Genomic DNA, 9055 nt, shown 5'->3' with positions numbered 1-9055 from the left:
GGGTAACGGGTTGCACTGGGGCCACCGGAGCGGGGGCATCAATTTCCAAGCTTCCTGTAGTACCACCGGGTAAGGACCAAACTAAACTGCCAAGGATAACAAGCCCGCCTAAGGACAGATTGTAGAGACTGTAGCCCTGACGAAAACTTGTTTTCTGGCCTTTTAACTTTGACTGGGACTGCATGGTCAGGTCCTCACACACACATACGGATGGCAAAATACTCCCTTGATTGTAGAGGGTTAGGTTGGAAATGCAAACAGAAGGGGGTGGAACGGAATTTTTCTGGTACTAAGGCTAGGCAACTTCATGGCCCGCCGAGGCGATCGTCAACCCCTTTCCTAAATAGGGTTTCTTTGCTGTGTCTGTAGTGGAAATCTAGGGGTTGACATATCCTTTTATAGTTTTTTGCATAGCCCTGAAAAAAGGCAGGTACCATAATAAGAAGACAAAGTTTCAATCTGCTAATTGAATCTCTTTTGGTACATGCCCCTTGCCGCGGGGCATTGCGGAATTTTATTCCTCAATGGGCGGACAAAACAATACCAGTTCTCATTGTTCCTAGGGATAACAATTGACGACGATTAATCTTAATCATAATGTCTTTTTTGCTTGGGCCTTAATATTTTTCATAACGTTTAAAAATTTCCACCTTTCCTTTATTATTAAATGCTAAAACCTCAAAAGGTTGTTTGCGATTTTCCATTTCCATACCGGGGGTGCCACTGGGCATGGCCGGGACAGATAACCCCGCCATTTGAGGCTTTTGTTTGAGAAAACGTTTAATATCATCAGCCGGAACATGGCCTTCTATGACGTAGCCATTAATAATCGCAGTATGACAAGAGGCTAAAGTTTGCGGCAATTGATGCTGTTGCTTAATCACGTCCATTTCATCGGTTTTAATATCCGTAACTTGAAACCCTTGTTTTTTTACATGGTCAATCCAACCACCACAACAACCGCAGGAAGGACTACGATAAACGGTCATCTTGTTATTCCCTGTGTAAGATTCTCGGGACTGATCCCAAACACTGGCTAAGACAGTGGCATTATTCTCATGAGAAAGCGCGATAGCATTGTTGTTCGGGTAAAAAGAAAGGTTCCCGAACAAGGCGACTAATTAGCACCGGCGATTGCCGCAATAAAACGAATATTTAACATAATTTTTGTTCCTTCAATGGTTTACCAACCATCCTATCAGATTAGCTAAACTGATAGGACAAGTGTTGCTAGTTTTTATATTAACAGATAACTATAAAATGGAGATGAAATCAACAATTTTTTGCATCATATTAACGCCCCTTACTGCTACTATTATATTTGTTGACGAAGTAGGAAATATTCCCAGGTATTTGTCATTTAGCATGGTAAAGTTACCTTGACAAATGGTAGATACACAAAAAAACACTGCTCTTTTCCCTTCGACTTTTCACCTCGATATGCCCTTGATGCTTAATGGCGATCGCCTGGGGGAGCGGGTAGCGATGACGCAGAGAGGTAGAGATAAAACCTGACCTTATGTCGTCTCGCGTATCTTTGTTGTGGTAGACCTGATATTTTAAGCATGACCTGGTTTGAAAGATCGCAGCCCCTACTAATTATCTTTTCAGTACTACTGGGGTTAGGTCTGTCCCTAATAGGTGATGTTGCTACCCTGTCAGGCCATCTTATTACACCGCTGTTGATGGGAATGTTGTACGCGGCGTTTTTGCCTATTCTGCTGCGGCATCTGGGCGGAGCTTTTCGCAACTACCGCGTGACTATTTCTAGTTTGGCGATCAACTTTGTCTGGACACCCCTGCTGGCTTGGGGGTTAGGAGTCCTGTTTCTGCGGGATGCGCCGGATTTGCGGGTGGGTCTACTGATGTTGATGGTGACCCCCTGTACAGACTGGTATTTATTATTTACTGGCATTGCCAAGGGCAATGTTAGCCTCGCAACGGCGCTACTACCGCTGAATTTTATTTTGCAGATGGTGCTGTTGCCCGTTTATCTGGCTCTATTTGCCCAGGCCGAGGTGTCCCTCGATTTTGGCGTATTGGTAAGCAAAATAGCTATCGTTCTGTTGATTCCGATGGGGTTGGCTTTACTGTCTCGTTACGCAATAGGCCGGCTAAAGGGTCCAACCTGGCTCCATCAAAAGCTGCCGCAGGTGGCGATGGTACAGCTCCTTTGCTTAAACTTGGCGATCGTTGCTATCTTTGCCGCCGAGGGAGCTACCGTTTTACAACAACCCGACCTCGTGCTGCGGTTACTTCTGCCAATTGGTCTATTTTTTATCATCAATTTCCTCCTGTCCCAACTGGTAGGCCGAGCCATAAAGTTGGCCTATTCAGAGGTAGCTTGCCTAACTTGCACAACCCTAGCGCGGAATTCTCCGGTTGCTCTAGCAGTAGCTGCAGCCGCCTTTGGCGATCGCCCCTTGATTGCCCTAACCCTGGTAATCGGCCCGCTGATAGAACTGCCGATTATGGCACTGGTGGCGCAGGTACTCTTGCGCTCTCGCTCTGACTATTCCAAGCCCTCACGTTTGGAATAGAATAAACCACCAAAGTTTTGGATTCATGGGGATAGCTCAGCTTGTAAAGCGTCCTAAGACCCTAGTTTAGAGTCCTGTCTAGCCCTTACGGTACAGATTAAAGGTTAAGACCCATAGCTCACTCATGCGGTCGGGAGAAGAACCATGCAGATCCAAAAAATGTTAGCGATAGCTCTAGGAATCGTGGTTGTGGCAGCCCCTGGAAGTCCAGTAGGCATGCGGAGTGCCCATGCGGTGGAGCAAGCTAGCACTAGTCTCGTAAATCAGGGCCGACAGCAGGCGAAGCAGGGGCAGCTAGAGAAAGCGCTCTCAACCTACAGCCAAGCTATTCAAGCCAATGGCAGCAGTGCCGACGCCTATTTTTATCGCGGTATTGCCTACCACGACCTAAGAAATTATCAGCTAGCCATCACCGACTTTTCCAAAGCACTTGAGCTTCGCCCCAACCATCCAGAAACCTTGTACAACCGGGGAGAGGCTTATGTTCACATAACCAATACCGATGCAGCGATCGCCGATCTGACCCAGGCTATTAAGTTAGCTCCTGACGTTGTGCAGCCTTACTTAGATCGCGGCCTTGTCTTTGCCTCCACCGGCAAATTGCCCCAGGCCCTCCGTGACTTAGATACTGCCATTACTCTGGCCCCAGGTAACGCCGATGCCCACTACAACCGAGGCAAAATCTACACTGAACTGGGCAATGGTAAAGCAGCCATTTCAGACTTCAATACCGCGCTCCGCTTCAATTCTGAGATGGCTGAAGCCTACGGCAATCGGGGTATTTTGCAGTACCAGCTCGGCAACCCGCAAGCTGCCATGGCCGATTTGCGTCAGGCGGAAGCGCTCTTTCAGACCCAGGGCGATGCTCAAGGCTATCAGCAAACTTTACAGTTCATACAGCAGGTGAAACAGGGGAGTAAACAAACCCCATAAAACTAACAAACCTAAATCTCTGAACAGATTTCCAATGGGAACGATTCTCAGTATCATGGACAAAAAGCCTAGGAACCTAATTGATGGCTAATGCTCGTCCAACAAACAAACTTCCCATTCAAGCGACTGGCGCTCCCGGCTGTGACACATCACTAGTGCATTTAGACAACGTGCGCCAGGTACAACCCGAGGTTTTGAGTACCGAGAAGGCCCAGCGGATGGCAGAGTTTTTCAGTGCGCTTTCCGACCCCCACAGGCTCAAGCTACTGTCGGCCCTAGCCCAGCAAGAACTTTGTGTGTGCGATCTGGCGGCGGCGGTGAAAATGGGTGAATCGGCGGTGTCTCATCAGCTACGGGTGCTGCGATCTCAGCGTCTAGTCACCTACCGTCGCCAAGGCCGCAACGTCTACTATGGACTTGCCGACGACCATATTATGAACCTCTACCGGGAAGTGGCCGAACACCTGGATGAGTGACATAATGCTTTGCAGTTCAGCAAGCAAATTTTTTTATTGATAACTAACGCCACTGTCATGTGACTTAGGCAAGTACCGTAGACCCATTCCAATAAAGGATAGAAACAGGACTCCCATGGCTCCGGCTAGCGGGTTTTGGTTTAGCCCCGTTACCCACTCCGGCACTTGCTCAGTGTAAATCACCAAATCCCCCACATCGACTAGGTAATAGCCCGCTACTAGTCCCCCATGCAGTCCAATGGCCAGTCCTAGCCGTCCGGCAGTGTGCTGGCGTGCCCAGCCAAGGGTCAGCCCCAGCAGTAGTAGGCCCGGAAAACTAGGCAGGCTCTCTACAATAGCTTCCCACGGTTTGATAAAGTGCACTGCCGCATAGATAGTGCCGCTGGCCCACAGTGCTGGAGTAAACCCCCAGTTGTACCGCAGTTCATCTATCAGCCAGCCGCGAAATAGTAGTTCTTCGGCCAAGCCAACAGCTAGACCCACCAATAATCCCTCTAGGGCAATTCGGACTAGGGTGGGCGGTGCTGGTTGCCAAGTGAGCCAACCTAACCAACCCTCCAGGGTAAACAGTAGCTTCAGGCTCACTAGACCCACGACTATCCCCATTGCTAGCTCTCGCCCAAATTGGGCTGTTGCTTCTAGCCCGTGGGCGCGCAGCGGTTGAGTTTGTCCATGCACGCGGCGACCCCATGGCACCAGCCAAACCACAAATAAAACGTAAAGCAAAACTAAGGGAATAACGCTCAGAGAGCCATCGGTGCCCAACCACGCATAGAGAAACAGGGCAATGGGCACCCAAACCAACGCCAACAATAACAGAAAGCACAAAACCCTTATTGCGGCAGGATAGTGAACCAGCTTATGCAGTTGAATCATGCCAAAAACATCAGTTTAATCCGGTTGCCATTGTATTTCAGCATTCGGGAAGGAATATAAAACACTGGTTCTGCTCCTGGCAATAAACCTGGAAGAGAGGTTATAAGTCGTCTTAGATTCTATTTTATGATGTATTATCTGAATAAGTTTTCAGATGTTCAGGAGAATATCTTCAGGTAATCCAATGGCAGACTCCCACTCGAACGGTACTTGCGCTCACGACTCTAACCAAAGCGGTGACGTAGATAGCTGTGCTGCTCACCCGTCAGCTACCAATCAGGGGTCAGAGGCTCAGGGCAGCTGCTGTGGTGACGAGCATGGTCACACCCATGATCGCGACGATTTCAACTTGCGCCGCGAAATAACACCGGTCGCCATCGCCGCCATTCTTTTTCTCATTGGACTAATCTTTAATGAGCGACTGCACAACACCCCCTACGCCATCGCCGAATATTCGGTGCTGATTCCGGCTTATCTAATCAGCGGTTGGAGCGTATTGACCACGGCGGGGCGCAACATTCTGCGGGGGCGCATCTTTGACGAAAACTTTCTGATGACGATCGCAACTCTCGGCGCGATCGCCATTCACGAAATTCCCGAAGGTGTGGCGGTAATGCTGTTCTTCCAAGTGGGGGAACTATTTCAGGGCTACTCGGTGGGGCGATCGCGCCGCTCGATCAAAGCCCTGCTAGAGATACGGCCCGACACCGCTAACCTCAGCATTGATGGTGACATCCGTGCGGTTTCCCCTGAGACCGTTAAGGTTGGGGATGTGATTGTGGTGCGTCCCGGTGAAAAAGTACCTCTAGATGGCGAGATTCTGGAGGGTAAATCCCTGGTTGATGCCTCCGCCCTGACAGGCGAATCGGTACCCCGCACCGTTGCCTCTGGCGAGACCGTGCTTGCTGGGATGATCAACCAGTCTGGACTACTCACGGTACGGGTGACCAAACTCTTTGGAGAGTCCTCGATCGCCAGAATTTTGGAACTGGTCGAAAACGCTAGCAGTAAAAAAGCCGACACTGAAAAATTCATCACCCGTTTTGCTCGGTATTACACCCCGGTGGTGGTGTTTCTTTCCTTGGCGGTAGCGATTTTGCCACCCTTGTTTATTGAGGGAGCGATCCAGGCTGAGTGGACTTATCGCGCTCTGGTGATGCTGGTGATCTCCTGTCCCTGCGGGTTGGTGATCAGTATTCCCCTCGGCTACTTTGGCGGGGTGGGTGGTGCAGCCAAACGCGGGATTTTGGTCAAAGGTTCAACCTATTTAGACACCTTGACCCAAGTGAAAACGGTTGTATTCGACAAAACCGGCACTCTCACCCAGGGCAACTTTCGCGTGACGGATGTGGTCACCCACAATGGTTTAAGCAAACCTCAACTGTTGGAATTAGCCGCCCAAGTCGAGTCCCAGTCAACTCATCCGGTAGCCCAGTCAATTCGCCAAGCCTATGGGCAGACCATTGATACCTCCGACGTGCAAGACTACGAAGAAATTGCCGGTCATGGCATCAGCGCTACGGTTAACGGTCGCGCTGTTTTGGCGGGGAATGATCGGCTACTACACCGCGAAGCCATCCCCCACGATGTCTGTGTAGTAGACGGCACCGTGGTTCACTTGGCTGTGGATGGTGAATATAGTGGCCGCATCATTATTGCTGATGAGCTGAAAGAAGATGCCGTTGAAGCCATTCAGGCGCTTCATGCCCAGGGTATTCAGACAGCGATGCTAACTGGGGATAGTCAATCGGTAGCTGAACACGTCGCCAAAGAGCTGGGGCTTGATCAGTATCGAGCCGAGTTGCTGCCAGAAGACAAGGTAAATGCCCTAGAAGAATTCTTACGGCGTGCCCGCCAAACCAAGAGCAAAGTGGCCTTTGTGGGCGACGGCATCAACGATGCCCCAGTCATCGCTAGGGCTGATGTGGGCATCGCTATGGGGGGGCTTGGCTCCGATGCGGCGATCGAAACCGCTGACGTGGTAATTATGACCGATGCACCGTCAAAGGTGGCTGAAGCAATTCAAATTGCCAAAAAAACCCGGCGCATGGTTTGGCAAAATATCATCCTTGCCATGACCGTCAAAGCCCTCTTTATTGCCCTAGGCGCTATTGGCTTGGCCACCCTTTGGGAGGCTGTCTTTGCTGATGTCGGGGTGGCACTGCTTGCCATCCTGAACGCCGGGCGGATTATCCGCAATCCACGATAGATCGAGATCAGGCAAAATCACCATCACCATTGACATGCCTACACTCATCCAAATCTTGTTTGGTACCCTGGCGCTGAGTTTCATTCATGCCTCAATTCCCAGTCACTGGTTGCCCCTTGTGACCATCGGCAAAACCGTAGGTTGGTCTCGTGCAGAAACTCTTTGGATAACTGCCATAACAGGCTTTGTCCATATCACCAGCACCCTGTTGATCGGGATAGCTGTGGGACTGCTGGGCTATCAATTAGGCGATAACTACAAAATTGTGACCCATCTGATAGCTCCGATAGTGCTCATTGGGTTGGGTCTGGGCTACCTCAGTCACCCCCTGCGTCAACGCTTTCTGTCAAGTTCCGCCCAGCATGATCATGATCATGTCTCCGTAGAGGCAATCGCCGGTAGTTCTGACCATAGTAAATGGGGCATTGTAATGACCCTATCCGCTGCCATGTTTGTTTCTCCGTGCCTTGAGATTGGCGCATTTTATTTATCAGCAGGGGGGGGCGGATGGCTCGGCATTGTTCTGGTTTCCACCGTGTATTCCCTCGTAACAGTGCTTGGAATGCTGATGATAGTGAATTGGAGTTGGCACAAAACTGAGCCGTTTTTGGCAGCTTTTGACGATTGGAACCTCGATAGCCATGTTCTGACAGGCGCAATTTTAATCGCTTTAGGTTGTTTCACATTTTTTATCAATATCTAAAAATTATGCTTCGTAAAAAAGAGATGCCCTGGATTCAACGTTATGCTCGTCCTTTAATGGCGGGGTTAGCCACCATCGGCGCTGTTGTCACTGCCTACTTAACCATGAACAAGCTCACAGGTAGTGCCACGGCTTGTCCTACTAAAGGCTGTGATATTGTGCTGTCTAGTCCCTATGCCACGCTGTTTGGACAGCCTCTGGCGCTATTTGGTCTTCTGGCTTATGTAGGTATGATTGTGCTGGCGATCACTCCCCTATTAGTAAGTGGGTCTAACCAAAAAGACCTCAGAAATAAACTAACCCGATTGACCCAACCTCTACTACTGATCGGCGGTACCGCCATGATGATCTTTAGCGGGTACCTCATGTATTTGCTCACCGCAGAAATCAAAGCCGCCTGCCTTTACTGTATCGGTTCAGCTCTCCTCTCCACCAGCCTCTTTCTACTTGCCCTCATCGGACAAAATTGGTCGGATGATTTATCTCAACCCTTCTTAATTGGTGGCATTACAACGTTGGTGGTGGTGGTGAGTACCATTGGCGTCTATGCCAATGTCAACAACCCAACTACTGCGAACAGTTTAGACGCTCTACTCGGGCCTCCTATTACCACTCAATCTGGGCAGGCTGAAATCGCTTTGGCCCAGCATTTAGAAAAGACTGGCGCTATTTTCTATGGAGCTTGGTGGTGCCCCCACTGTCAAGACCAAAAGCAGCTTTTTGGAAAGGAAGCCAGCCAGGTTATACCCTACGTAGAGTGCGCCACCCCCGAGGGAAAAGAGCAAACACCCGAATGTCAGAAAGCTGGCATTACCGGTTATCCCACCTGGGAAATCAATGGTAAACGCTTGTCGGGGACGAAAACTTTAGAGGAACTTGCCCAGCTCTCGGGCTATACCGGGCCCACCACGTTTCAAAATTCAATTTATTGATTGGCGATTGTGAATGATTCCCAGGGAAAGCACATTTAAAAAGCGAGGCCCGAAGTGACCTTGCCTCGAAAAAGTAAACAAAAAAGTTAAGCTGGGAATTTGGCTGTCCACTATCTTAAAACATAATGGACACTTCCAATTTTGCCCTGAAAAGTATCCAGTAACTCCTTTTTGCTAGACTTAATGGACATCATGTCCATTGATCAATTGATCAATTGATCAATCTAAGAGACACTTGTGCACTCTTTTGGCTATGCCAGGGTATCCACCAGCCAACAATCCCTCGATATTCAAATTGTCTTCCTAACCCAGTATTCCGTTCCCCAGCACCTGAGACTCCAGGAATCTGAAAACCTTACGGGGAAACATTTTTACGAGAAAATGTA

9 protein-coding genes and 1 pseudogene are annotated in these 9055 nt (G+C 49.5%); 7 read left to right on the top strand and 3 right to left on the bottom strand.

Annotated elements, in window-relative coordinates; genetic code table 11:
• Together IQ219_RS01310 and IQ219_RS01305 are read right to left on the bottom strand one after the other, a co-directional pair.
• Nucleotides 1-184: pseudogene (locus IQ219_RS01310) on the bottom strand (peptidase M23); the annotation flags it as partial.
• A 433-nt stretch (nt 185-617) separates the two neighbouring features.
• Nucleotides 618-1112 (bottom strand): DUF411 domain-containing protein, encoded by a 495-nt coding sequence (locus IQ219_RS01305; protein ID WP_228016622.1) that lies wholly within the window; start codon nt 1110-1112, stop codon nt 618-620.
• A 274-nt stretch (nt 1113-1386) separates the two neighbouring features.
• Here IQ219_RS01305 and IQ219_RS20320 point away from each other — a divergent pair, with 274 nt between their 5' ends.
• From IQ219_RS20320 to IQ219_RS01290, 4 genes are all read left to right on the top strand, one after another.
• Nucleotides 1387-1515, top strand: coding sequence for a hypothetical protein (locus IQ219_RS20320; protein ID WP_255512790.1), 129 nt, complete (start codon nt 1387-1389; stop codon nt 1513-1515).
• A gap of 170 nt (nt 1516-1685) precedes the next feature.
• Nucleotides 1686-2540 carry an arsenic resistance protein gene (locus tag IQ219_RS01300; RefSeq protein WP_255512789.1) on the top strand — a complete coding sequence of 285 codons (855 nt, stop codon included), beginning with the start codon at nt 1686-1688 and terminating at the stop codon, nt 2538-2540.
• A gap of 144 nt (nt 2541-2684) precedes the next feature.
• Nucleotides 2685-3473, top strand: a complete 789-nt coding sequence (locus IQ219_RS01295; RefSeq protein WP_190595565.1) for a tetratricopeptide repeat protein — start codon at nt 2685-2687, stop codon at nt 3471-3473.
• Nucleotides 3474-3667: 194 nt separating this feature from the next.
• Nucleotides 3668-3949: a metalloregulator ArsR/SmtB family transcription factor gene (locus tag IQ219_RS01290; RefSeq protein WP_347338230.1), complete on the top strand. Its 282-nt coding sequence runs from the start codon at nt 3668-3670 to the stop codon at nt 3947-3949.
• A 33-nt stretch (nt 3950-3982) separates the two neighbouring features.
• Here the strand turns inward: IQ219_RS01290 and IQ219_RS01285 are convergent, their stop codons facing one another.
• Complete coding sequence (locus IQ219_RS01285; RefSeq protein ID WP_228016621.1) at nt 3983-4777, bottom strand: CPBP family intramembrane glutamic endopeptidase; 795 nt, start codon at nt 4775-4777, stop codon at nt 3983-3985.
• A gap of 397 nt (nt 4778-5174) precedes the next feature.
• On the opposite strand from IQ219_RS01285, the gene IQ219_RS01280 reads away from it, so the two are divergent.
• The 3 genes from IQ219_RS01280 to IQ219_RS01270 are packed head-to-tail and all read left to right on the top strand — an operon-like array spanning nt 5175 to nt 8669.
• Nucleotides 5175-7034 (top strand): heavy metal translocating P-type ATPase, encoded by a 1860-nt coding sequence (locus tag IQ219_RS01280; RefSeq protein WP_228016620.1) that lies wholly within the window; start codon nt 5175-5177, stop codon nt 7032-7034.
• 34 nt (nt 7035-7068) lie between these two features.
• Nucleotides 7069-7737 carry a hypothetical protein gene (locus IQ219_RS01275; protein WP_190595557.1) on the top strand — a complete coding sequence of 223 codons (669 nt, stop codon included), beginning with the start codon at nt 7069-7071 and terminating at the stop codon, nt 7735-7737.
• 5 nt (nt 7738-7742) lie between these two features.
• Complete coding sequence (locus tag IQ219_RS01270) at nt 7743-8669, top strand: vitamin K epoxide reductase family protein (protein WP_190595555.1); 927 nt, start codon at nt 7743-7745, stop codon at nt 8667-8669.
• Nucleotides 8670-9055 lie beyond the last annotated feature (386 nt).

This window comes from Synechocystis sp. LEGE 06083 (assembly GCF_015207725.1).
Lineage (GTDB): Bacteria > Cyanobacteriota > Cyanobacteriia > Cyanobacteriales > Microcystaceae > Synechocystis > Synechocystis salina.
The sequence above is the reverse complement of the archived record's forward strand: the minus strand, read 5'-3'. Positions and strand labels throughout refer to the sequence as shown.